At 67.3% G+C, this 21860-nt stretch carries 25 protein-coding genes; 12 read left to right on the top strand and 13 right to left on the bottom strand.

The window, feature by feature from the left end; genetic code table 11:
* Positions 1-13: 13 nt before the first annotated feature.
* Entirely contained in the window at positions 14-1108 is a 1095-nt protein-coding gene (locus AB4120_RS05305; RefSeq protein WP_149137533.1) for a J domain-containing protein, read from the top strand.
* A 48-nt stretch (positions 1109-1156) separates the two neighbouring features.
* Here AB4120_RS05305 and AB4120_RS05300 read toward each other — a convergent pair whose 3' ends face one another.
* The 7 genes from AB4120_RS05300 to mltG form a co-directional block, all read right to left on the bottom strand.
* Entirely contained in the window at positions 1157-1894 is a 738-nt protein-coding gene (locus tag AB4120_RS05300) for an ankyrin repeat domain-containing protein (RefSeq protein WP_392388512.1), read from the bottom strand.
* Position 1895: 1 nt separating this feature from the next.
* Positions 1896-2690: a TatD family hydrolase gene (locus AB4120_RS05295; protein ID WP_441641941.1), complete on the bottom strand. Its 795-nt coding sequence runs from the start codon at positions 2688-2690 to the stop codon at positions 1896-1898.
* Between the two features lie 20 nt (positions 2691-2710).
* Positions 2711-3220 carry a GNAT family N-acetyltransferase gene (locus AB4120_RS05290; RefSeq protein WP_441641940.1) on the bottom strand — a complete coding sequence of 170 codons (510 nt, stop codon included), beginning with the start codon at positions 3218-3220 and terminating at the stop codon, positions 2711-2713.
* A gap of 47 nt (positions 3221-3267) precedes the next feature.
* Entirely contained in the window at positions 3268-3696 is a 429-nt protein-coding gene (locus tag AB4120_RS05285) for a PilZ domain-containing protein (protein ID WP_441641939.1), read from the bottom strand.
* Positions 3697-3810: 114 nt separating this feature from the next.
* Positions 3811-4839 (bottom strand): DNA polymerase III subunit delta', encoded by a 1029-nt coding sequence (locus AB4120_RS05280; protein WP_211944136.1) that lies wholly within the window; start codon positions 4837-4839, stop codon positions 3811-3813.
* Between the two features lie 86 nt (positions 4840-4925).
* On the bottom strand, positions 4926-5537 hold the full coding sequence (gene tmk / locus AB4120_RS05275) for a dTMP kinase (protein WP_441641938.1): 612 nt from the start codon (positions 5535-5537) through the stop codon (positions 4926-4928).
* 7 nt (positions 5538-5544) lie between these two features.
* Positions 5545-6540, bottom strand: a complete 996-nt coding sequence (gene mltG, locus AB4120_RS05270) for an endolytic transglycosylase MltG (protein WP_149136069.1) — start codon at positions 6538-6540, stop codon at positions 5545-5547.
* Positions 6541-6792: 252 nt separating this feature from the next.
* On the opposite strand from mltG, the gene ygfZ reads away from it, so the two are divergent.
* From ygfZ to AB4120_RS05255, 3 genes are read left to right on the top strand one after another with little or no spacing between them, the layout of a single operon-like run.
* The gene (ygfZ, locus tag AB4120_RS05265; RefSeq protein WP_149136070.1) at positions 6793-7800 is read left to right on the top strand and encodes a CAF17-like 4Fe-4S cluster assembly/insertion protein YgfZ; all 1008 of its coding nucleotides are present in this window, start codon (positions 6793-6795) and stop codon (positions 7798-7800) included.
* A 19-nt stretch (positions 7801-7819) separates the two neighbouring features.
* A complete protein-coding gene (locus AB4120_RS05260; RefSeq protein ID WP_144195501.1) occupies positions 7820-8110 on the top strand; it encodes a DUF4936 family protein in 291 nt (96 codons plus the stop codon).
* Positions 8111-8167: 57 nt separating this feature from the next.
* Entirely contained in the window at positions 8168-9037 is an 870-nt protein-coding gene (locus AB4120_RS05255; RefSeq protein WP_149136071.1) for an NRDE family protein, read from the top strand.
* Positions 9038-9066: 29 nt separating this feature from the next.
* On the opposite strand, the gene AB4120_RS05250 is transcribed toward AB4120_RS05255, so the two are convergent.
* Positions 9067-9489 carry a GNAT family N-acetyltransferase gene (locus AB4120_RS05250; protein WP_441641937.1) on the bottom strand — a complete coding sequence of 141 codons (423 nt, stop codon included), beginning with the start codon at positions 9487-9489 and terminating at the stop codon, positions 9067-9069.
* 161 nt (positions 9490-9650) lie between these two features.
* Between AB4120_RS05250 and AB4120_RS05245 the strand changes: the two genes are divergently transcribed.
* The 7 genes from AB4120_RS05245 (at position 9651) to denD (ending at position 16615) form a co-directional block, all read left to right on the top strand.
* A complete protein-coding gene (locus AB4120_RS05245) occupies positions 9651-10394 on the top strand; it encodes a FadR/GntR family transcriptional regulator (RefSeq protein WP_149136072.1) in 744 nt (247 codons plus the stop codon).
* Between the two features lie 23 nt (positions 10395-10417).
* Positions 10418-11314 carry an L-threonate dehydrogenase gene (ltnD, locus tag AB4120_RS05240; RefSeq protein WP_092293190.1) on the top strand — a complete coding sequence of 299 codons (897 nt, stop codon included), beginning with the start codon at positions 10418-10420 and terminating at the stop codon, positions 11312-11314.
* Positions 11315-11326: 12 nt separating this feature from the next.
* On the top strand, positions 11327-12622 hold the full coding sequence (gene otnK, locus AB4120_RS05235) for a 3-oxo-tetronate kinase (RefSeq protein WP_149136073.1): 1296 nt from the start codon (positions 11327-11329) through the stop codon (positions 12620-12622).
* Positions 12619-13278, top strand: a complete 660-nt coding sequence (gene otnC / locus AB4120_RS05230; protein WP_149136074.1) for a 3-oxo-tetronate 4-phosphate decarboxylase — start codon at positions 12619-12621, stop codon at positions 13276-13278. Before otnK ends, otnC begins: the two co-directional genes overlap by 4 nt.
* A gap of 141 nt (positions 13279-13419) precedes the next feature.
* A complete protein-coding gene (locus AB4120_RS05225; RefSeq protein WP_392388492.1) occupies positions 13420-14805 on the top strand; it encodes an MFS transporter in 1386 nt (461 codons plus the stop codon).
* 24 nt (positions 14806-14829) lie between these two features.
* Positions 14830-15612, top strand: coding sequence for a 2-oxo-tetronate isomerase (gene otnI, locus AB4120_RS05220; protein ID WP_149136076.1), 783 nt, complete (start codon positions 14830-14832; stop codon positions 15610-15612).
* Between the two features lie 31 nt (positions 15613-15643).
* Positions 15644-16615 carry a D-erythronate dehydrogenase gene (gene denD, locus AB4120_RS05215; RefSeq protein WP_149136077.1) on the top strand — a complete coding sequence of 324 codons (972 nt, stop codon included), beginning with the start codon at positions 15644-15646 and terminating at the stop codon, positions 16613-16615.
* 53 nt (positions 16616-16668) lie between these two features.
* Here the strand turns inward: denD and AB4120_RS05210 are convergent, their stop codons facing one another.
* The 3 genes from AB4120_RS05210 to AB4120_RS05200 form a co-directional block, all read right to left on the bottom strand.
* Positions 16669-17106: a YbgC/FadM family acyl-CoA thioesterase gene (locus AB4120_RS05210; protein ID WP_149136078.1), complete on the bottom strand. Its 438-nt coding sequence runs from the start codon at positions 17104-17106 to the stop codon at positions 16669-16671.
* A gap of 66 nt (positions 17107-17172) precedes the next feature.
* Positions 17173-18156, bottom strand: a complete 984-nt coding sequence (locus AB4120_RS05205; RefSeq protein ID WP_149136079.1) for a tripartite tricarboxylate transporter substrate binding protein — start codon at positions 18154-18156, stop codon at positions 17173-17175.
* A 46-nt stretch (positions 18157-18202) separates the two neighbouring features.
* Positions 18203-19219, bottom strand: coding sequence for an alpha/beta hydrolase (locus tag AB4120_RS05200; protein ID WP_149136080.1), 1017 nt, complete (start codon positions 19217-19219; stop codon positions 18203-18205).
* 196 nt (positions 19220-19415) lie between these two features.
* Between AB4120_RS05200 and AB4120_RS05195 the strand changes: the two genes are divergently transcribed.
* Entirely contained in the window at positions 19416-19937 is a 522-nt protein-coding gene (locus tag AB4120_RS05195; protein WP_149136081.1) for an O-acetyl-ADP-ribose deacetylase, read from the top strand.
* 27 nt (positions 19938-19964) lie between these two features.
* Here the strand turns inward: AB4120_RS05195 and AB4120_RS05190 are convergent, their stop codons facing one another.
* Together AB4120_RS05190 and AB4120_RS05185 are read right to left on the bottom strand one after the other, a co-directional pair.
* On the bottom strand, positions 19965-20897 hold the full coding sequence (locus AB4120_RS05190) for an alpha/beta fold hydrolase (RefSeq protein WP_441641936.1): 933 nt from the start codon (positions 20895-20897) through the stop codon (positions 19965-19967).
* A 30-nt stretch (positions 20898-20927) separates the two neighbouring features.
* Positions 20928-21830: an SDR family oxidoreductase gene (locus tag AB4120_RS05185; RefSeq protein ID WP_441641935.1), complete on the bottom strand. Its 903-nt coding sequence runs from the start codon at positions 21828-21830 to the stop codon at positions 20928-20930.
* Positions 21831-21860 lie beyond the last annotated feature (30 nt).

Raw genomic sequence — 21860 nt, 5'->3', positions numbered from 1 at the left:
TCTTTCCTGCTTGATGCATACCCATTACGACAACCTCAAGGTATCCCGCGACGCGCCCCAGGAAGTGATCCGGGCCGCGTACAAGTCGCTTAGCCAGAAATATCATCCCGATCGCCATGCGGACGGCGAGGAAGCCAATCGCATCATGCGGCTGCTGAACGTGGCCTATGACGTCCTGAGCGACCCCGGCCGGCGCGCGGAGCATGACCAGTGGATCGTGGAGCAGGAGCGGATCGAGGCCATGCGCGCCCGCCGCCGCGAGGCGCCGCCGCGCCCCGCACCGGGCACAGCACGACCCCAGACGGCACGCCCGCAGGCCCAGCCCCGGCAGCCTCGTACCGCCAGCGGCGCATCCGGGGCAACTGGGGGGGCCAAGGCAGGTGGGGCATCCGCCCAGGGTGCCTCTGCGCGCAGCGCTGGCAGCAAAACTTCGCAGAAAGCCGAGGAAGCCCGCCCCTCGCGCGGCGAAAAGACCCGTTTCCGCCCCAAACCCGAACCCCGCCCCGATGGCCCGCCCCCGCGCGGCCAGCCGCTGCCGGCTCATCTGGCATTCCTGCTCTATATCGCGGTGGGGGCCAGCATCGTGGTTCTGCTTGGCGACTGGACGCCCAGTGCCAGTTCGACCGCCGACACCCCCGTCGCGCTGGTCAAGCCGGCCCGCGCCGAGGAAGCCTTCCCACCGCAGCCGCCCCGCTACAGCCGGCCCGCCAACACGCCGCGCGGCATGCCGTGGCCGAGCCGCTCGGGCTATCTGGCCGGCTATCCGGTGCTGAACAGCAACGGGCTCTCCACGGTCACCGTGGACAACACGCGCAATCTGTCCGATGTGTTCCTGAAACTGGTATCGATCGAGGGTGACGCGGCGATTCCGGTGCGCACAAGCTTCGTGCGCAGCGGGTCGATGTTCACGATGGAGAATATTGCGCCCGGCCGTTACGACGTGCGCTACCGGAGCCTCGACTCCGGGGAGATCTTCCGTTCCGAGCGCTTCGACCTCAAGGAGATCCAGGAGGCCAACGGCACGAGCTTCGCCAACAACACGCTCACGCTCTACAGCGTGATGGGCAAGTCGAAGAGCGTGACCATCACGGAATCGGAATTCCCCTGAACCGGCTGGCGCCGGCTCAGTAACCGCTCAAAACCACTCAGTACGGGCTTAGTACGGCTTGGGCTGGGGCTGCTTGTTCGGCGCGCCCTGGCTGCCCGAGGGGTTGTAGGGCACCGGCTTCGGTGCCGGGGCCGGCACCGCACCATAGAGCTTCTGCCAGCGGGACTTCAGCCCGTCGGCAATCTCCTTCTGGTTGTACTGCTCGGCAAAGTCGATCGCGGTCATGCTCTGCTGGTTCTTCAGGCGCAGGTCCGCGCCCTCGTCCAGCAGCAGCTTCACGGTGTCGACATGCCCGCCGCGCGCGGCCATCATCAGCGGCGTGGTGCCGTTGGGGCTTTCCGCATCGATATAGGCGGCGTGATCGACGAGGTACTTCACCACCTCGTTATGGCCGTTGGAGGCCGCGTAGTGCAGCGGCGCCCAGCCCTTCTTGTTGATCTCGGCCTCTTCGCCGTCGACCATCAGCTTCACCATGTCCAGCTCGCCCTGCAGGCTGGCCATCATCAGCGCGTTCTCGCCAGCCGGGTTGGTCTTGTCGAAGTCGATGTTCTTGGCCTTGATCAGCACCGTGGCAGCCTTGATCGATTTCTCGCGCAGCGCCACCACCAGCATCGGGTTGCCCCGGGCATCGGTCAGGTTCGGGTCCACGCCGCGCGCCAGCAGCTTCTGCACCGTGTTGGCATCGTCGAATTCCACGGCCTTGCGCATATCGTCTGCCGGGGCGGCCCAGCTTGCCGTGGCGGCGCCCAGCATCAGGGCGGCCACAGCGCCGCGCATCGTCTTCATGTCAAGCATGAGCATTCCTCTCTATGTGCTTGAAGAGACGGAAGAAATTGTCCGTCGTCTGTTCGGCGATGGTTTCCACCGGCACGCCGCGCAACTGGGCGATGAACTCGCCCACATGGCGCACCCAGGCCGGCTCGTTGGTCTTGCCGCGATACGGCACCGGCGCCAGATAGGGCGAATCGGTCTCGATCAGCATGCGGTCCAGCGGCACCTTCCTGGCGGTCTCCTGGAGGTCCGCCGCGCTCTTGAATGTGACGATGCCCGAGAACGAGATATGGAAGCCCTCATCGAGTGCCTGTTTCGCCACATCCCAGGTTTCGGTAAAGCAGTGCATCACGCCGCCGGCTTCGCGCGCGTTTTCCTCGCGCATCACGCGCAGCGTGTCTTCCGCCGACGAGCGGGTATGGATGATCAGCGGCTTGCCGGTCTGCCTGGCGGCGCGGATATGGGTGCGAAAGCGCTCGCGCTGCCATTCCATGTCGGCGATGCTGCGGCCATTGAGCCGGTAGTAGTCGAGCCCGGTCTCGCCGGTGCCCACCACGCGCGGATGCGCGGACAGTGCCAGCAGGCGTTCGAGCGTCGGGTCCTCGCCCTCCTCGTAGTCCGGGTGCACGCCCACCGAGGCGTACAGGTTCGGATGCTGCTCGGCCAGCGCCAGCACGCGCGGGAAGTCCTCCAGCGTCACCGAAATGCACAGCGCATGGGTGACCTGGTTGGCCTTCATGTTCTCGAGCAGCTGCGGCAGCCGCTCGGACAGTTCGGGGAAATCGATATGGCAGTGGGAATCAACGAACATCGTCAGTCTCTGGATGCGGGTCAGTCGAGCCGGCGGCCGACGATCACGAGATCGCGCTCAACGCCATCCAGCACTGCCACGCGCGGCAGGTCGCCCCAGCGCGCAAAGCCATGGCGCTCGAACAGTGCCAGGCTCGGCGTGTTGTGGCCGAAGATGAAACCGAGCAGCGTGGTCACGCCCACCTTCGGGGCATGGGCGATGGCCTGCTCCAGCAGATGGCGCCCCAGCCCCTGCCCGCGGCGGTCCGCGTGCAGGTAGATCGACAGCTCGGCTGTCGCCCCATAGGCCGGACGGCCATAGAAGTCCGAGTAGCTGAGCCAGCCGGCCATGCGCCCCTCGGCATCCTCGCACACCCACAGCGGGCGGCGCGCCGGCTGATGGGCATCGAACCACGCCTGGCGGGACGCCACGCTCACCGGCTCCGTATCCGCCGTGACCATGCGCGATGGCACCGTACTGTTATAGATCTCGACGATGCCAGGCAGGTCGGCCGGCGTGGCCAGGCGCAGGGTGAAATCGGAAATACGCATGAATTACAAATACTTGCGAAGCAGACTTCGCGTAGATGATTAGATTGCTACAAGGTCTGGGTCGGCCGTCCGGAATCGATGGCCTTGCCCAGGATTTCCTCGACGGCACGGCGCAGGTTACGCCCGTTGTCGTCCTCGGGCAGATGCACCCCCACGCCGGGGGTCTTCATCGGCGTACCGGCCGGCGTGATCCACGCCACCGTGCCCTGCACCTGGTATTTCTGCGGGCGGTCCAGCAGGGACAGCACCAGGAACACCTGCTCGCCAATCCGGAACGGCCGGTTGGACGGCACGAAGATACCGCCGCGCGTCAGGAATGGCATGTAGGCCGCGTACAGCCCGGCCTGGTCCTTGATAGACAGCGACAGCACGTTCGGCCGCTGCGCCGCGCCTGCCGTGGCAGGTTGGCCCGGCACGGTGGCGGGTGCGGCGGGTGCGGCCGGACGCACGGGCGCCCCGGTGACTGGTGCATTCATGGTTTGACCCCTGTTTTGCGTGGCGCCCTGGCCGCTTGGTGCGGCGCTATTTGGCGCGTTTGACAAATCGACAGCTTGACTGCGTTAGCTTTTACCACGGGCAGCGCCCGATTCCTATCGTCCGGCGGCACTTCCCTGGAACAAATGCCGGTAATCGAGGAAAACGGACTCCATGACGAGGCGCGCAGCCAACGGATGGTTCTCGTTGCGCCGGTGGCCGACCAGCCGCGCGCCGAACGCCTGGAGGCGGTGGGCATCGGTGGCGCCGGCACAACGCGCCAGCGCTGCCTGCTCCTTCGGGAAATAGCGGACTGCGCCGGTGCCGACGCAGAGCGCCAGCAGGTCATAGGTCCAGCGCTGGAGCGTGCCGAGCACGGCCGGCACCGGCAGCTTCTGGAGCTGCTCGGCTGCCGCCAGCGCGTCGAACGCGGCGCCCGTGCCCAGTTGCGAAACCAGCCAGCGCTGCATCGGCTGCTCCTCGGCCTCGGCGGCGTGAAGCGCCGTCAGCGGCGATCCGCCGGCCAGCGCCAGTTGCGCCTCGGCATCGGCCACGCCCTGGCTGCGCAGCCAGTCGAGCGCGGCGCCTGCCGTGGGGCGCTCCACGGAAAACTGGCGGCAGCGGGACAGGATGGTCGGCAGCACGCGATCCAGCCGGTCGGTCACGAGCAGGAACACGGTAGACGGCGGCGGCTCCTCGAGCGTCTTCAGCAGCGCGTTCGCGCCTTCGGTCTGCAGGGCATCCAGCGGATAGACCACCACCACGCGCAGCCCGGCGCGGTGCGTGCCCACGCCCACGGCCTCGATCAGGGCGCGCACCTGCTCCATGCGGATGATCTTGCTTGGCGCCTTTTTCTTGGCGCCGCCCTCGGCCTCGCCGTCCGCCTCGCCGCTCGCATCGAGCGCCTCGGGGCGCACCACCGTGAAGTCGGGATGGTTGCCCTGGCTGAACCAGTGGCAGGCCCCGCAGGTATTGCACGGCTGGCCATCGGCAAGCGGCGACTCGCACAGCAGGCCCTGGGCGAAATGCAGCGCCAGGTCCCGCTTGCCTATGCCTTGCTGGCCATGCAGCAGCATCGCGTGCGGCAGCCGGGGGCGCAGCGCGGCCAGTCGTTGCCAGTCTTCTCGTTGCCAGGGATAAAGCATGCCGATTCAGTTAGTTAGCGGGGGTCGCTCATGTATTGTCGGAGGGTGACCAGCGGACATCATCGCTGCCATATACGCCATCCAAATCAAAGGCTTGCGATGATTCCCTCAAGCATTACGCGAATCTCGTCGATGGAGCGCGTGGCGTCAATGACGCGGAAGCGCTCCGGGGCCGCTGCCGCGCGGCGCAGGTATTCGTCACGCGTGCGCTGGAAGAAGGCGCGCGATTCGGCCTCGAACTTGTCCGGGGAACGTGCGCCGGCCAGCCGTGCGCTGGCGGTCTCCAGCGGCACGTCGAACAGCAGGGTCAGGTCGGGTTGCAGGCCGCCCTGCACCCAGGTCTCGAGCACTTCCAGCCGCGCGGTGGGCAGGCCCCGCCCGCCGCCCTGGTAGGCGAACGTGGCGTCGGTGAAGCGGTCCGAGATCACCCAGTCGCCGCGCGCCAGGGCCGGCTCGATCACCTCGGCGATATGCTCGCGGCGTGCCGCGAACATCAACAGCGCCTCGGTTTCCAGATGCATCGGCCGGTGCAGCAGCAACTGGCGCAGGTCCTCGCCCAGCGGCGTGCCGCCCGGCTCGCGCGTGGTGACCACGCGGCCCGTATCGGCCCGTGCGCGCAGGCGCTCGGCCACCCAGTCGATATGGGTGCTCTTGCCGGCGCCGTCGATGCCTTCGAAGGTAATGAATTTTCCGTGCATGAAAGGCTTATTTGCCGCGCTGGTATTTATCTACCGCGCGATTGTGTTCGGGAAGCGAATTGGAAAAATGGCTGCTGCCGTCGCCACGCGCCACGAAGTACAGCGCATCGGACGGCGCCGGCGTGGTGGCCGCGGCCAGCGAGGCGATGCCCGGCAGCGCGATCGGCGTGGGCGGCAGGCCGGTGCGGGTGTACGTATTGTACGGGGTGTCCGTCTGCAGGTCCTTCTTGCGCAGGTTGCCGTCGAACGACTCGCCCACGCCGTAGATCACGGTCGGATCGGTCTGCAGCATCATGTTCTTGCGCAGCCGGTTGATGAACACGGCAGCGATCATCGGCCGCTCCACGGCCTGCCCGGTTTCCTTCTCGACGATGGACGCCATGACCAGCGCCTCGTACGGCGTCTTGTACGGGAGATCTGGCGCGCGCGCGTTCCAGGCTTCGTTCAGGCGCTTCTGCATGGCGCGGTAGGCGTGGCGATACAACTCGACGTCGCTGCTGCCGCGCGCGAACAGGTAAGTATCGGGGAAGAACAGCCCTTCGGGTGACGGTTCCGCCGCACCGATCGCCTTCATCAGGTCGGCGTCGGACATGCCCGCCGTGTCGTGCTTGAGCGCCGGGTTGGCATCGACCACCGCCCGCATCTTGCGGAACTCCCAGCCTTCGATCACGGTGACCACATAGTGCGTGACCTCGCCCTTCACCATCTTCTCGATGATGTCGAGCGGCGTGATGCCGGTTTCGAACTGGTAGCCGCCGGCCTTGAGGTCGGCGCCGTGGCCGGTGAGGCGGGCCAGCAGCTGGAACAGGCGCGGGTCCATCGCCACGCCACCGCGCTGGATCTGGCGGCCGACGCTGGCGACGCCCGAGCTGGGCTTGATGATGACCTCGACGGGCGAGGCAGACAGGCCGACCGGCTGGTGTGCCCACCAGGCAAAGCCGCCGGCGGCTGCCAGGGCAAAGACCAGCAGGACCCCGACCAGACGCAGAACAATACGTTTCATGGAGGATGGGTGAAATGGCGACGCCAGGGTGATGCCAACGCCATGCCCCCAACGTCAGGTCGGGATCGGCAAGGCGGCGGGCCGGAATGGCGACAGCCCCATATAATACCGGGAGCCCCGCGCCGCCACGAGCCCGCATCGTCACGTTGCCGATTTGCCCTGGCGGCAAGCGTCCCTATATAGAGGAGGCGGCGGCACCCCTTGAGGCGTGCCGCCGCGCCCCATCACCTGTTCGCCAACCGGCCTGATTGCATGTCCAACGCAACTCCCACCCTGGCTTCGAGCCTTGAATCGCTGCGCCGCACCGGCGTGATTGCCGCGCCTGCCGGCGTCGGGCTGATCCGCGTGGCCGGCGACGATGCCGCCACCTTCCTGCACACGCAGCTGACCAACGCCGTCGAGGATCTGTCCCCGGACACCGCGCGGCTGGCCGGCTACTGCTCGCCCAAGGGCCGCCTGCAAGCCAGCTTCCTGATGTGGCGCGATGCCGACGGCATCGTCCTGCAGATCTCGGCCGATATCCAGCCGGCCATCCAGAAGCGCCTGACCATGTTCGTGCTGCGCGCCAAGGCCAAGCTGTCTGATCTTTCCGCCACGCATGGCATGCTGGGCGTGGCCGGCCCGGCCGCCGCCGGCGCGCTCGCCGTGGCGGGCCTGCCCGCGCCGCAGGGTCCGCTCCAGGCGGCGAGTGCCGAAGGCGTCACCGTGATTCGTCTGGCCGATGCCGATGGCGCCCCGCGCTGGCAGATCGTAGCCCCGGCGGATCGCATCGCCGCCCTGCAACAGACGCTGTCCGGCAACCTCGACGCCGCCGCGCCGGCGTTCTGGGACTGGCTCGACGTGCTGTCCGGTGTGCCGCGCATCAGCACGCCGACGCAGGAGCAGTTCGTACCGCAAATGATCAATTTCGAGCTGATTGGCGGCGTGAACTTCCGCAAGGGCTGCTATCCGGGCCAGGAAGTGGTGGCGCGCAGCCAGTATCGCGGCACGCTCAAGCGGCGCATGTGGCGCCTGCACGGCGAGGGCGAGGTACCGGCCGCCGCCGCCGAGATCTTCCGCCCGGAAGACCCGGAACAGCCTTGCGGGATGATCGTCAACGCGGCGCCGTCGCCCGAGGGCGGCTGGGACGCGCTGGCGGAACTGAAGATCGATGCAGCGGCGGGCGCGCTACGGCTGGGCGCCGCCGATGGCCCCGCCGTGGCCACGCGTGCGCTCCCGTACGAAGTGCCGCTGCCGAATGCGGCCGAGGCGGCCGGCTGAATCCCCCCGGAGCGCCGACATGAGCGATCATCTGTACGTCTACTTCAAGGTACCGGACGAGCGGGCCGTCGAGGCCCTGCCCCACTGGCACCGCTGGATGGAAACGGTGGCGGAAGCTACCGGGATTGGTGGTACGCTCATGCGCAGGCCCGAGACCCGCGCCGGCCTGCAAACCTGGATGGAATGCTATGCCGATGTCCCACCCGCCTTCGAGGCCACGCTCGCGGGCCTGTGGCACCAGAGCGGGCTGTCGCAGTGGGTCAGCGGCGAGCGGATGGCGGAACGGTTCGTGGATCTCGATGTCTTGTAGGTGTCTTGTCGTGTGCTGCGTGAAGACATCGATCGATCAAGTTGTAAAGGAAGTGCTATGTGCCTGATTCTGGTGGCCTGGCAATCGCACCCAGACTATGCCCTGGTGGTTGCCGGCAACCGCGACGAGTTCTACGCCCGCCCGGCGGCGGCTGCGCACTGGTGGCAGGATGCCCCCCAGGTGCTGGGCGGCCGCGACCTCGCGGAAGTGATTGGCGAACCCGGCACGTGGATGGGGATTGCGGGCGCCGACGCCCAGCATGCCGGCCATGCGGGTCACGGTCATGCCGGCGCGCGCTTTGCCGCGCTGACCAATTACCGCGCGCCGTCCGAGAAGCGCACCGATGCGCGCTCGCGCGGCGAACTGGTGTCCCAATTCCTGCGCGGCGACCAGAGCGCCGAGGAATACCTGCATGCGCTGGCGGGCGACCACGGCGCCTACAACGGCTTCAACCTGCTTGCGAGCGATCTGCACGACCTCTGGTGGTACAGCAACCGTTCGCCGTCGCGCCAGCCGCAACGGCTCAAGCCGGGCCTCTATGGTTTGTCCAACGCGCTGCTCGATACGCCATGGCCCAAGGTGCGCAGCCGCGTGGGCGCGCTGTGCGAAGTGCTGGCGGCGGATAGCGGCCAGGCAAGCGCCAGCGCGGAACCGTACCTGCAACTGCTGGCCGACGACCGTCAGGCGCCCGACTGGGAACTGCCGCGCACGGGCGTGGCGCCGGAATGGGAAAAGCTGCTGTCGTCGTCGTTCATCCGCTCACCGAACTACGGCACGCGCGCCAGCACGCTGCTGCGCGTGCGGCACGATGGCCGTTTCGACTTCAGCGAGCGCAGCTTTGACGCGAATGGACCGACCGGCGAGGTCATGTATCGCGGCCGGCTCAACGTGGCGCGCGACCCGGGCACCGTGCCGGCGCCCCGGTAATCGTGCGGTAATCGCACGATTACCGGGATTCAGATCCGCTTGTGCATTTCCACGTGCGGAATGCCGGCTTCCTCGAATTCCTCCCCCACCTGCTCGAACCCCACGCGCGCGTAGAACGGCGCCGCGTGGGTCTGCGCATTGAGGATCAGCTCGGAATAGCCGAGTGTGGCGGCCTTGGCCATCAGCGCGTCCAGCACTTTCGCGCCCATGCCGGTGCCGCGCGCCACCTTCAGCACAGCCATGCGGCCGATATGGCCGTCCGGCAGCAGCCGGCCCGTGGCCACGGGCGTGCCATCGGCGGCGAAGGCCAGCGCGTGCCAGCTGGGCTCGTCCATGTCGTCCCATTCCAGTTCCACCGGCACGCCCTGCTCCTCGACGAAAACGCTGTAGCGGATGGCGCGGGCGCGCTCTCGGGCTTCGGCCCAGGCGCAGACGATGACGGTCTCGGACATGATTCGATCCAGCTAGGAAGTCTGTAGAAAGGCGCAATCATACGCTGCGCGCCGGGCAAATCGTAACGCAATGCACCAATCATCCTAGGGTTTCCCCGGTCGGCAGGCGCGCCGAAAATTTGTATGATGACCTGACTACCTGATCACTACCCTCCCTCGCCGTGCCCGTCTTCCAGAAAATTCCCGCCCGCGCCCTGACCGACAGCGTTGCCGAACAACTGCTCGAGAAGATCGAGGGTGGCGCGTTCCCGCGCGGCGCCAAGTTGCCGACGGAGGCCGTGCTGTCCGAGGAATTCGGCGTCAGTCGCACCGTGATCCGCGAGGCGATTGCCCGGTTGAAGTACGAGGGGCTGGTGGAATCACGCCAGGGAAGTGGCGTATTTGTCACTGACCAGGCGGGTATCCGGCCGCTGCGCATTGACTACACCGATACTGGCACGCTCGATTCGGTGCTCCAGATCGTGGAATTGCGCCGATCGATCGAAGCCGAGGTGGCCGCCCAGGCCGCGCGCCGCCGCACCGATACGGCCATGGCCAATATCGACGCCGCGCTGGCGCACCTCGATGCCACCGTGGCCGAAGGCGGCGATGGCGTGCAGGCCGACGTGGCGTTCCACCGCGCCATCGCCGAAGCCACCGGCAATCCCTATTTCCTGAAGACGCTGGCCTTCCTGAGCCAGTACCTCGAAACGGCCACGCGCGTGACCCGCACCAATGAAGCCCGCCGCGAGGACTTCTCGCGCCAGGTGCGCGAGGAACACCAGGCCATCGTCGCGGCCATCCGTGCCGGCGACCCCGATGCCGCGCGCAACGCCGCGCAGACCCACATGTACAACGCCGCGCGCCGTCTCTCCCAACTGGGCGAGGACACGCCGGCCGAACGCGACGGCCTCCGCTCGCACTGAAACACTTCCGTAGGAGATTCAATATGTCCCGCAATGTCGGCGTCATCGGTTTGGGCGCAATGGGCAATGGTGTCGCGCAGTCGCTGCTGCGTGCCGGTTTCAAGGTCCACGCCTGCGACCTGCGCCCCGAGGTGCTGCAACGCTTTGCCGATGCCGGCGGTGTGCCGTGCGCCAATCCGGCCGAACTGGGCGAGCGTTGCGACGTGGTCATCACGCTGGTGGTAAACGCCGCGCAGACTGAAGCCGTGCTGTTTGGTGACAACGGCGCCGTGCCGGCCATGTCCGCCGGCAAGCTGGTCATCGCCAGCGCCACGGTGCCGCCCGTTTTTGCCGAGACGCTGGGCAAGCGCCTGGCCGAACGCGGCCTGCTGCTGCTGGACGCGCCGGTCTCCGGCGGCGCAGCCCGCGCCGCCAGCGGTGAGATGACCATGATGACCTCCGGCCCGGCCGAAGCCTACGCGCTGGCCGAGGACGTGCTGGCCGCGATGGCAGGCAAGGTCTACCGCCTGGGCGACGCGCATGGCGCGGGCTCCAAGGTCAAGATCATCAACCAGCTGCTGGCCGGCGTGCATATCGCTGCCGCTGCCGAAGCCATGGCACTCGGCCTGCGCGAAGGCGTGGACCCCGACGCGCTCTACGACGTCATCACGCACAGCGCCGGCAACTCGTGGATGTTCGAAAATCGCGTGCCGCACATCCTCTCGGGCGACTACACCCCGCTGTCCGCCGTTGACATCTTCGTCAAGGATCTGGGGATGGTGCTCGACACCGCCCGCACCAGCAAATTCCCGCTGCCGCTGTCCGCCGCCGCGCACCAGATGTTCATGATGGCCTCCACCGCCGGCCACGGCGGCGAGGACGACTCGGCCGTGATCAAGATCTTCCCCGGCATCGAACTGCCGGCGGCCAAGGCGAAGTAAGGGAGCGCGACGATGACCGCATCAAGCCACACGCCCCTGCTCGGCTGCATTGCCGACGACTTCACTGGCGCCACCGACCTCGCCAACACCCTGGTCCGCAATGGCATGCGCACCGTGCAGGCGATTGGCGTGCCGGCGGCCGGCACCGCCAATGACGCCGTGCAGGCAGACGCCATCGTCGTGGCACTGAAGTCCCGCACCATCCCGGCTGCCGATGCCGTCGCGCAATCGCTGGCCGCGCTGGCCTGGCTGCGCGCCCAGGGCTGCCGCCAGTTCGTCTTCAAGTACTGCTCGACCTTCGACTCCACCGACGCCGGCAACATCGGTCCCGTGGCCGAGGCGCTGCTCGATGCACTGGGCAGCGACTTCACCATCGCCTGCCCGGCCTTCCCCGAGAACGGCCGCACCATCTTCCGCGGTCATCTGTTCGTGGCCGATACGCTGCTGAACGAATCGGGCATGGAGCACCACCCGCTCACGCCGATGACCGACGCAAACCTGGTGCGCGTACTGCAACGCCAGAGCCAGGGCAAGGTGGGCCTGCTGCGCTACGACAGCGTGGCGCGCGGCGCCGACGAGGCCCGCGCGCGCATCGGCGCACTGCGTGCCGAAGGCGCGCGGCTGGCGATTGCCGATGCGATTTCCGATGCCGACCTGTTCACGCTCGGCCAGGCCTGTGCGGACCTGCAACTGATTACCGGCGGCTCCGGCATCGCGCTGGGCCTGCCCGAGAACTTCCGCCGCGCCGGCCTGCTGCCGCAACGCGTGGATGCCGCCGAGGTGCCGTCCGTCGATGGGCACGGTGTGGTGCTGGCTGGCAGCGCGTCGCGCGCCACCAATGGACAGGTGGCCCACTGGATTGCCCAGAAGCGCCCCGCGCTGCGCATCGACCCGCTGCGGCTGGCCCGTGGCGAGCCGGTGGTGGACGAGGCGCTGGCCTTTGCCGCCGATCACGCCGAACCCGTGCTGATCTACGCCACCGCCACCCCGGATCAGGTCAAGGCCGTGCAGGCCGAACTGGGCGTGGAGCGCGCCGGCCATCTGGTGGAGGCCGCGCTGGCCGGCATCGCCGCCGCGCTCAAGGCCTCGGGCACGCGCCGCTTCGTGGTGGCCGGCGGCGAGACCTCCGGCGCCGTGGTCCAGTCGCTCGCCGTGCAGGCGCTGCGCATCGGCACGCAGATCGCGCCGGGCGTGCCGGCCACGGTCACGCTGGACGCCGCGCCGCTGGCGCTGGCCCTGAAATCGGGCAACTTCGGCGGCGAGAACTTCTTCGACGAGGCGCTGCAAGCGCTGGGAGCGGGGCAATGAGCGGCAAGACGGAATCCGCGCTGCGCGAGGAGGTCTGCCGCGTCGGCGCCAGCCTCTACCAGCGTGGCTACACGGTCGGCACGGCGGGCAACATCAGCGCCCGGCTGGCCGACGGCTGGCTGATCACGCCGACCGATGCCTGCCTCGGCACGCTCGACCCGGCTGCCGTGGCCAAGGTCGGCCTGGACGGCAGCTGGGTATCCGGCGACAAGCCGTCCAAGACGCTGACGCTGCACCGCGCCGTCTACGACAACAATCCGAACGTGCATGGCGTGGTCCATACCCACTCCACGCACCTGGTGGCGCTGACGCTGGCTGGCGTCTGGCAGCCCGACGATGTCCTGCCCCCTCTCACGCCGTACCACGTGATGAAGGTGGGTCATATACCGCTGATTTCCTATCACCGTCCCGGCGACCCGGCCGTGGCCGCGCGCGTGGCCACGCTGGCCAACGACGTGCGCGGCGTGCTGCTGGCGCGCCTCGGCCCGGTGGTGTGGGAAGACAGTGTCTCGCGCGCGGCGTACGCGCTGGAAGAACTGGAGGAGACCGCCAAGTTATGGATGATGCTCAAGGACCAGGCCGGCTTTGCCGACCGCGCAAGCCTCGATGAGGCTGCGTTGACCGAGCTCCGCGACGCCTTCAAGGCGCGCTGGTAGCGCCGGGCAGGCCCGACGTCGATCAGTAGAACGCCCCCCTAGGACAAAACGCGACGATTTTCGCGACGCAAGCTGCGTGGTGCCGCCAGCACCGCGCGGGATGCGTGCGCGCCAACGATTGCCGGCCGTCATCCGACGGCCATGAATCTGGAGACTTCAAACGTGAATACTTCCCATGCGGCGGCCAGCCCGTCCGCCATTTCCGCCAGCGGCCGGCTCGACGCCGACGCCGTGATCGAGAAACGCGCCTACAAGAAGGTGTTCTGGCGCATCATGCCGTTCCTGATGCTCTGCTACGTGATCGCCTACCTCGATCGCGTGAACGTGGGCTTCGCCAAGCTGCAGATGGCCCAGGACCTGCAATTCTCGGAAACCGTGTTCGGCCTCGGCGCCGGGCTGTTCTTCATTGGCTACTTCCTGTTCGAGGTGCCCAGCAACCTGCTGATGCACCGCATCGGCGCGCGCATCTGGATCGCGCGGATCATGATCACGTGGGGCATCATCTCGGCGCTCTTCGTGTTCGTGAAGACGCCGACCACGTTCTACATCATGCGCTTCCTGCTCGGCCTGGCCGAGGCGGGCTTCTATCCCGGCGTGATCCTGTACCTGACCTACTGGTTCCCGGCCGACCGCCGCGCCAAGATGATCGCGCTGTTCATGTCGGGCATTCCGGTGGCCGGCATGTTCGGCAACCCGCTCTCGGGCTGGATCATGGACGCCTTCCACGACACGCACGGCTGGGCCGGCTGGCAGTGGATGTTCTTCATCGAGGCCCTGCCGGCATTCCTGATCGGTGTCGTCACGGTCTTCGTGCTGCGCGACGGCATCGACAAGGCCCCGTGGCTCGACGCCGACGAAAAGCGCGTGCTCAAGCGCAATATCGAGGAAGATGAGCGCAACGCCACCGCGGCGGCCACGGCAAACGGCCAGCGCGGCGTGCACTCGCTGGGCGCCGTGTTCAGCGACCGCCGCGTGTGGTGGATGTGCCTGATCTACTTCTGCTTCGTGACCGGCCAGTACGCGCTGACGTTCTGGATGCCGACGCTGGTCAAGGCCAGCGGCGTGAGCGGCAACCTGAAGATCGGCCTGCTCTCGGCCATCCCGTTCATCTGCGCCATCGTCGTCATGAACATCCTCGGCCACAGCGCCGATGCCCGCCGGGAACGCCGCTGGCACCTGATCGTGCCGGCCCTGATGGGTGCCACGGGCTTTGCCATCGCAGCCTCGTTCACCGACAATACCGTGGTAGCCATCGCCGCGCTGTCCCTGGCAGCCGCCGGGGTGCTGACGTGCGCACCGCTGTTCTGGTCGCTGCCGACCGCGTTCCTCTCGGGCATCGCCGCCGCATCGGGCATCGCCGTGGTCAACTCGGTGGGCAACCTCGCCGGCTTTGTCTCGCCGTACATGGTGGGCACGCTGAAGGACCTGACCCACAGCACGCAGCTGCCGATGTATGTGCTGTCCGGCATCCTGGTGGTGGGCGCGCTGCTGGTGTGGCTGACGCCCGCGAAGATGGTCAACCGCTGATTCCATTCCTCCTAGGAGACCGCCATGCCGCGCTTTGCCGCGAACCTCTCGATGATGTACACCGAGCACGATTTTCTGGACCGGTTCGCCGCCGCGGCGGCGGACGGTTTCCAGGCGGTGGAATACCTGTTCCCCTACGATCATCCGGCCGCCGAGATCCGCAAGCGGCTCGATGACAACGGGCTGACCCAGGCGCTGTTCAATGCGCCGCCGGGCGACTGGGGCGCGGGCGAGCGCGGCATTGCCGCCCTGCCCGGCCGCGAAACCGAGTTCCGCACCGCGTTCGCGCGGGCGCTCGAGTACGCCGGCGTGATCGGCAACGACCGAGTCCATGTGATGGCCGGCCTGGTGCCAGCCGATGCGGACCGCGCCCGGGCGCGCGCCACGTATCTCGAGAACCTGGCCTATGCCGCCGCCTCGGCCGCCGCGCAGGGCGTGACGGTGCTGATCGAGCCGATCAACACGCGCGACATGCCCGGCTACTTCCTGAACCGCCAGGACGACGGCCAGACCATCTGCCAGCAGGTGGGCGCTGCCAACCTGAAGGTGCAGTTCGACTGCTACCACTGCCAGATCGTCGAAGGCGACCTCACGGTCAAGCTCAAGCGCGACTTCGCGGGCATCGGCCATATCCAGATCGCCGGCGTGCCGGACCGCCACGAGCCGGACCTGGGCGAACTGAACTACCCCTACCTGTTCAATGTGATCGACGAACTCGGCTACGACGGCTGGATCGGCTGCGAGTACCGCCCGCGCGCGGGCACCTCGGCGGGTCTCGGCTGGCTCAAGCCGTACCTCAATCGCTGAATTGATCGTCTACACCGACTGAGCTGCAACCATGAATGTACTGATTACCGGCGGCGCCGGCTTCCTCGGCCTGCAACTGGCCCGCCTGCTGCTCAAGCGCGGCAGCCTGAACCTCGACGGCAAGGCCGTCACGATCGACCGCCTGACGCTACTGGACGTGGTAGCGCCGCAGATCGACGATGCGCGCGTGCGCGTGGTCACCGGCGACCTCTCCGACCCGGCCGTGCTGGCCCGCGCGATGGACGCCGATACCGGCGCCGTGTTCCACCTGGCGGCCGTGGTCAGCGGGCAAGCCGAGGCTGACTTCGACCTCGGCATGCGCGTAAACCTGGATGCCTCGCGCGCGCTGCTCGAAACCTGCCGCCAGCTGGGCCACCGCCCGCGCGTGGTGTTCACGAGTTCGGTGGCCGTCTATGGCGGCAAGCTGCCGGCTGTGGTGCAGGACGACACCGCGCTGAACCCCCAGTCGTCGTACGGCGCGCAGAAAGCCATCGGCGAGCTGCTGCTGTCCGACTACAGCCGACGCGGCTTCGTCGATGGCCGCGTGCTGCGCCTGCCGACCATCAGCGTGCGCCCGGGCAAGCCCAACGCGGCGGCGTCGTCGTTCGCCAGCGGCATCATCCGCGAACCGCTGGCCGGCGAAGCCGCCAACTGCCCGGTGGCGCCCGAGACGTCGCTGTGGCTGCTGTCGCCGCGCGGCGCCATCACGGCGCTGGTCAACGGCCTGGAACTGGATGGCGCGCGCTTCGGCAACCGCCGCGTGGTGAACCTGCCGGGCCTGTCGGTGACTGCCAAGCAGATGGTCGAAGCGCTCCGGCGCGTGGCCGGCGACACCGTGGCCGACCGCGTCACCTGGCAACGCGAGGCGCGCATCGAGAATATCGTCGGCACCTGGCCGGCAGCATGGGACGTCACCCGCGCCGTGGAACTGGGCTTCCAGAGCGACGCAAGCTTCGACGACGTGATCCGCGGCTATATCGAAGACGCGGGGATCGGGCGCTAAGCCGTTCGATTGCAGCCCGACCGCGGAGGATTTCGTCCCCGAACGCCGCCGCCCTACCGCTCCGGCTTCACCACCTCATAGGCCTCGATTGTCTCCCTGACCTGGGCGGGAATCGGGGCCGATTTTTGCGTGGCGGGGTCTGCGCAGACGTAGATCACCTCCCCGGTGATCAGGTGTTCGTCGCCGCGATACATTTCCACGCGGAACAGCATGCTGGAGCGGCCCAGCCGGGCCATGCGGCCGCGAATCTCCAGCATGTCGTCGAACCGCGCCGAGGCGTGGTATTCCAGGGTCGACTTCACCACGAAGATGTCCACGCCGTGCGCGTGAAGCACGTCTTCGGGATAGCGGATGCCCACCGCGCGCCAATACTCGGTCACGCAGATATCGCAATAGGTCAGGTAGTGCGCGTTGAAGACGATGGACTGCGGGTCCACCTCGGCCCAGCGCACGCGCAGCGGCACGCTGTGGCGGAAATCCTCTTTCGCCATGTTTCATACTCCCCAAGCAAATACGGGCGCCTCGAAGGCGCCCGCATGTCATCGTATTTCAGCGAGTTACTGCGTCTTGGCCAGGCCCAGCTTCTCGATGATGGCCTTTTCCTTCTTGACCGTCTCGGCCGCGAAGGCCGCGTACTGCTCGCTGCTCATGTAGAACGGCTCCATGTCGAACTTGGCGAGCGACTCGCGGTAGTTCGGCATTTCCATCGCTTTCTTGAACGCGTCATGCAGCTTCTGCACGATCTTCGGGTCCGTGCCCTTCGGCACCACCAGCCCGAACGGCGACGTCTGCACGATGCCCATGCCGAGTTCCTTCAGCGTGGGCACGTTCGGGAAGCGCGCCGAGCGCTTCTCGCCCCAGGTGGAGAGCAGGCGAAGCTTGCCCTGCTCCACATACGGCGCCCACGCCGGCGTGTCCGCCACCGACATCACGTGGCCGCCCAGCAGGGCCTGCATCGATTCCGAGTTGCCTTTGTAAGGAATGTGCGAGAACTGCACGCCCTGGCGCAGGGCCAGTTCTTCCATGGTCAGGTGCAGCGTGGTCATCGAGCCCGGCGAGCCATAGGTCAGCTTGCCCGGATTGGCCTTGGCGTAGGTCACGTACTCCTGCATGGTCTTGATCGGCGAATCGGCCGGCACCACCAGACCGAACGAGTAGCCGGCCAGGTTGATGACGTACGACAGGTCCTTCACCGGGTCCCAGTTGATCTTGGTGGTGTACGGCAGGCGGTAGACCGGCATGGCCACCTGGGCCAGCGTGTAGCCGTCCGGCGCGGTGGATTGCATCAACTGGGCCGGCAGCACGCCGCCGGCACCCGGCTTGTTCTCGACGATCACCGGCTGGCCGAGGATCTTCGAGGCGTTATCGGCCAGCACGCGGAACGGGATGTCGGTGGAACCGCCCGCCGTATAGCCGATGATCAGGCGGATCGGCCGGCTGGGGAATTTGTCCGCCTGCGCGTGGGCCGGCAGGGCTGCGAAACCAATCGCGGCCGTGGCGGCGAGCATGCCCGCACGGGCGATGAAATGGCGGCGTTGCATAAGTCTATGTCTCCTTCTTCTGCTGCAGTTCTGCAATATTGCGACTTCAGGTCTTGAATGCTTGACGGAGCGCGCCGTTGGCGTCGGCGTGCGCCTGTAATACAGCCGGCACGAAGCGGCCGAGCTTGAAAAAATCGTGAATCATCGACGGATAGTCGACCAGCGTGGCCGGCACACCCGCCGCCTGGAGCTTGGCTGCGTAGGCCACGCCCTCGTCATGCAGGGGGTCGTAGCCGGCTACGGCGATCCAGGCCGGGCACACCCCGCGCACATCGGCCCCGGTACCGCCGCCGTCCAGCGGCGCGAAGCGCCAGTCGTCGCGGTCGGCGTCCTGTCCCAGGTAGTGCGAAAAGAACCACTGGATCATGTCGGCGGTCAGCAGGTAGCCGTCGGCCAGCGCGCGGTGCGAGGGCGTGTCCTGCCGCGCGCTCGTGCCCGGATAGATCAGCAGTTGCAGCACCGGCGCCAGGCCGGCGTTGCGGGCGGCCACGGCGCTGGCCGCGGCCAGCGTGCCGCCAGCGCTGTCGCCGCCGAGCGCGATCCGGGCCGGGTCGGCGCCCAGCCGCTCGGCTTCGGCGAAGACCCAGTGGAGCGCGTCGAAGGCATCGTGGGCGGCCGTCGGGAATTGCCAGTCCGGCCCGAGCCGGTAGTCCACCGACAACACCAGGCATTCCGCGCCGAGGCAGAACGTGCGGCACAGCGCATCGTGCGAATTAACACTCCCCACTGTAAACCCGCCGCCGTGGAAATACACCAGCAACGGCAGCGGATCGGCCCAGCTTGCCTCACGCGGTGCATAGAGCCGCACCGGGATGGGATGGCCGTCGCGCGCCGGAATGGCAAAGTTCTCCACGTCATGGACGGGCGGCGGCGAAATATCGAGGATCGGGGCGCTTTTCTCGTAGGCAATCTTGGCGTCCGCCACCTCCAGCGCGTGGATCGGCGGGCGCTTGGCGCGCGCGATCAGGTCCAGCAACTGCGCAACCTGCGGGTCGAGCGGCTGGGAGGACTTGCCAGGAGGAACGCCAGACGCGGAATCGGTCGGCAAAGGCTTGGCGGACATGGACTGACCCGAGGAAGCTGTCTCTGAATATTGTCGAGGTTCGAATAGTGAACGATCGTTCGTTTTCCGTATCATGCCAGCGTTTTGCGGTTGCAGCATGACGAAATCACTGTGGCGATGTGTTTTGGCGACGCTTTTGCGCGATCATCGACCACATCAGCGGCTATGCTGAGAGCGTATTCCATCGGGAGACACCATGACAGGCGAGCACTTGCAGGTTGTACACGGGGATATTACGCGGATGGAGGTCGATGCCATCGTCAATGCCGCGAACAGCGGCCTGTTGGGCGGCGGGGGCGTGGACGGCGCCATCCACGGCGCGGGCGGACCGGCCATCATGAACGCGTGCCGGGCGATCCGCGATGCACAGGGCGGCTGCCCGACCGGCGAAGCGGTGATCACCACGGGCGGCTTGCTGCCGGCGCCCTATGTCATCCATGCAGTGGGCCCGGTCTGGAAGGGCGGGAGCCAGGACGAGGACGCCCTGCTGGCCAGCGCCTACCGCAACAGCGTGCGGCTGGCCGGCGAGCAGGGCCTGCGCACCCTCGCCTTCCCGAACATCAGCACCGGCATCTACGGCTTCCCGCGCGAGCGCGCCGTGGACATCGCCATCCGCGCCGTGCGGGAGGCCCTGCCCAAGGCGCCAAGCCTGGAGCAGGTGACCTTTGTCTGCTTCGATGACGAGAACTACCGCCTGTATCGCGAGCGGCTCACCTGATCACCCTTCTCCCCTCTCCATCATCGATCACGGCAGCGCGCTGCGGATCAGCAGGTTGATCCGCTCGGGCTGCTCGTGGATGATCCAGTGCGTGCCTTCCGGAATCCGCTCCAGGCGCAGTTCGGGGACGAAGTCCTCCAGCCCGTCCGCGAGCGCCTTCGGTAGCGCGCGGTCGTTCTCGCCCCAGATCACCAGCGTGGGCACGCGCACGACGAAGGCCGCCGGATCGAGCCGCGAGATGTCCGGCGCGGCCTCGCCCGGCCCGGGCGGGTGCATCGGCGAGGCGCGGTAGTAGTTCACGCCCCCCGTGAGCGGATGGCTCCCCGCATCACCCGGCTGCGACCACGCCGCGTGGTAGCGCGTGCGGGTCTCGCCGTTGAACCAGGCCGGCAGCCGGTCTGCGTCGCCCGTCAGCATCTTTTCCAGCAGCGCGAATTCGTCGGCGGCCAGCGCTTGCTCGGACCCCGGCTTGCGCAGCCAGTTCATGTAGCCCGACGCCTTTTGCTGCGCCGCATCGGCCGACAGCGCCCGGGCAAACACGTACGGATGGGGCGAGTTGATGATGATCAACCGCTCGACCAGATCCGGATGCTGGATGGCGAGGTTCCAGCAGATTGCCCCGCCCCAGTCGTGCGACACCACCACGCAGCGCTGGTAGCCCAGCGCGCGCACGAACTGCACGAGGTCTTCGACCAGATGCTTCGGCTTGTAGGCTTCCGGCTCGGCCGGCTTGCTGGACAGGTTGAATCCACGCAGGTCTGGCGCCACGGCGAAATGGGTCTGGCCGAACTGCGCCAGCTGGTGCTCCCAGGCGTACCAGAACTCGGGGAAGCCATGCACGAACAGGATGAGCGGCCTGCCCTGCTCCCCGGCGCTCGCGTAATGGAGCCGGGTGCCGTTGGGCAGGTTGGCAAATTGCAGGTGCTGAATCACGGCGGGTGCGGTCATCGCGGTCTCCATCGCCACTCCTTTGCAGTGGGGTGGCTCGGTTCAGCCGCGCAGCGCGGCGATCAGGCCGGCGCGCACTTCCTTCTTGTCGCCGAACGGATCGCCCGGATTGCGCTGGCCGACGATGTCCTCCATGCGTTGCCGCACCGTCTCCAGCGCCTGCGGGTGGGAGTAAATATAGAAGCTTTGGTCGCGGATGGCGTCGAAAGTCAGCTGCGCCACGTCGGCCGCTGTCACCTTGCCCGAATGGACGGCCTTGTCCGACAACGCCTGCGACACCAGCTGCGAACGCGTGGGCGGTGCGTCATTGGCCAGCCCGGCCGGGCGGTTGCGCTGCGACTGGCTGATGCCGGTCGGCACGAAGTACGGGCACAGCACCGAGCAATGCACCTGCTCCGTGACCAGGCTCAAATCCTGGTAGAGCGATTCCGACAGCGACACCACCGCGTGCTTGGACACGTTGTAGACCCCCATCGCCGGCGGGTTCAGCAGCCCCGCCATCGATGCCGTATTGACGATATGGCCCTGGTACGCCGGGTCTTTCGCCGCGGCGGCCAGCATCAGCGGGGTGAAGATCCGCACGCCGTGGATCACGCCGTAGAGGTTCACGCCGAGCACCCAGTCCCAGTCCTTCTGGGTGTTCTCCCAGAGCAGCCCACCCGCGCCGACGCCGGCGTTGTTGAACAGCAGGTGGACTTCGCCGAACGCGGTCATCGCCGCGTCCGCCAGCGCCTGCACGTCTTCGGCGCGCGACACATCGGCACGCAGGCCGATAACCGGCACGCCCTGCGCCTTGAATTCGGCGACGGTTGCATCGAGTGCGTCTTCCTGCACATCCGCCAATACCAGCTTCATGCCCAGCGAGGCGCCGATCCGGGCGAATTCCTTGCCGAAACCGGACGCGCCGCCGGTGATCACCGCCACCTTGCTCTCGAACTGCTTCATATCGTCTCCTCCGGCAGATGCCTTCTTATA

Origin of the sequence: Cupriavidus sp. 2KB_3 (assembly GCF_052115685.1) — a bacterium.
GTDB classification, from domain to species: domain Bacteria; phylum Pseudomonadota; class Gammaproteobacteria; order Burkholderiales; family Burkholderiaceae; genus Cupriavidus; species Cupriavidus campinensis.
The sequence above is the reverse complement of the archived record's forward strand: the minus strand, read 5'-3'. Positions and strand labels throughout refer to the sequence as shown.

What these genes read in the sequence shown, in the direction of transcription:
- denD (WP_149136077.1), top strand. Translation starts at nt 15,644, where the DNA reads ATGAATGTACTGATTACCGGCGGCGCCGGCTTCCTCGGCCTGCAACTG.
- AB4120_RS05290 (WP_441641940.1), bottom strand. Translation starts at nt 3,220, where the DNA reads ATGCGTATTTCCGATTTCACCCTGCGCCTGGCCACGCCGGCCGACCTG.
- AB4120_RS05280 (WP_211944136.1), bottom strand. Translation starts at nt 4,839, where the DNA reads ATGCTTTATCCCTGGCAACGAGAAGACTGGCAACGACTGGCCGCGCTG.
- AB4120_RS05255 (WP_149136071.1), top strand. Translation starts at nt 8,168, where the DNA reads ATGTGCCTGATTCTGGTGGCCTGGCAATCGCACCCAGACTATGCCCTG.
- otnI (WP_149136076.1), top strand. Translation starts at nt 14,830, where the DNA reads ATGCCGCGCTTTGCCGCGAACCTCTCGATGATGTACACCGAGCACGAT.
- AB4120_RS05195 (WP_149136081.1), top strand. Translation starts at nt 19,416, where the DNA reads ATGACAGGCGAGCACTTGCAGGTTGTACACGGGGATATTACGCGGATG.
- AB4120_RS05285 (WP_441641939.1), bottom strand. Translation starts at nt 3,696, where the DNA reads ATGAATGCACCAGTCACCGGGGCGCCCGTGCGTCCGGCCGCACCCGCC.
- AB4120_RS05295 (WP_441641941.1), bottom strand. Translation starts at nt 2,690, where the DNA reads ATGTTCGTTGATTCCCACTGCCATATCGATTTCCCCGAACTGTCCGAG.
- AB4120_RS05250 (WP_441641937.1), bottom strand. Translation starts at nt 9,489, where the DNA reads ATGTCCGAGACCGTCATCGTCTGCGCCTGGGCCGAAGCCCGAGAGCGC.
- AB4120_RS05200 (WP_149136080.1), bottom strand. Translation starts at nt 19,219, where the DNA reads ATGTCCGCCAAGCCTTTGCCGACCGATTCCGCGTCTGGCGTTCCTCCT.
- AB4120_RS05305 (WP_149137533.1), top strand. Translation starts at nt 14, where the DNA reads ATGCATACCCATTACGACAACCTCAAGGTATCCCGCGACGCGCCCCAG.
- otnC (WP_149136074.1), top strand. Translation starts at nt 12,619, where the DNA reads ATGAGCGGCAAGACGGAATCCGCGCTGCGCGAGGAGGTCTGCCGCGTC.
- mltG (WP_149136069.1), bottom strand. Translation starts at nt 6,540, where the DNA reads ATGAAACGTATTGTTCTGCGTCTGGTCGGGGTCCTGCTGGTCTTTGCC.
- AB4120_RS05210 (WP_149136078.1), bottom strand. Translation starts at nt 17,106, where the DNA reads ATGGCGAAAGAGGATTTCCGCCACAGCGTGCCGCTGCGCGTGCGCTGG.
- tmk (WP_441641938.1), bottom strand. Translation starts at nt 5,537, where the DNA reads ATGCACGGAAAATTCATTACCTTCGAAGGCATCGACGGCGCCGGCAAG.
- ltnD (WP_092293190.1), top strand. Translation starts at nt 10,418, where the DNA reads ATGTCCCGCAATGTCGGCGTCATCGGTTTGGGCGCAATGGGCAATGGT.
- AB4120_RS05300 (WP_392388512.1), bottom strand. Translation starts at nt 1,894, where the DNA reads ATGAAGACGATGCGCGGCGCTGTGGCCGCCCTGATGCTGGGCGCCGCC.
- AB4120_RS05205 (WP_149136079.1), bottom strand. Translation starts at nt 18,156, where the DNA reads ATGCAACGCCGCCATTTCATCGCCCGTGCGGGCATGCTCGCCGCCACG.
- otnK (WP_149136073.1), top strand. Translation starts at nt 11,327, where the DNA reads ATGACCGCATCAAGCCACACGCCCCTGCTCGGCTGCATTGCCGACGAC.
- ygfZ (WP_149136070.1), top strand. Translation starts at nt 6,793, where the DNA reads ATGTCCAACGCAACTCCCACCCTGGCTTCGAGCCTTGAATCGCTGCGC.
- AB4120_RS05260 (WP_144195501.1), top strand. Translation starts at nt 7,820, where the DNA reads ATGAGCGATCATCTGTACGTCTACTTCAAGGTACCGGACGAGCGGGCC.
- AB4120_RS05185 (WP_441641935.1), bottom strand. Translation starts at nt 21,830, where the DNA reads ATGAAGCAGTTCGAGAGCAAGGTGGCGGTGATCACCGGCGGCGCGTCC.
- AB4120_RS05190 (WP_441641936.1), bottom strand. Translation starts at nt 20,897, where the DNA reads ATGGAGACCGCGATGACCGCACCCGCCGTGATTCAGCACCTGCAATTT.
- AB4120_RS05225 (WP_392388492.1), top strand. Translation starts at nt 13,420, where the DNA reads ATGAATCTGGAGACTTCAAACGTGAATACTTCCCATGCGGCGGCCAGC.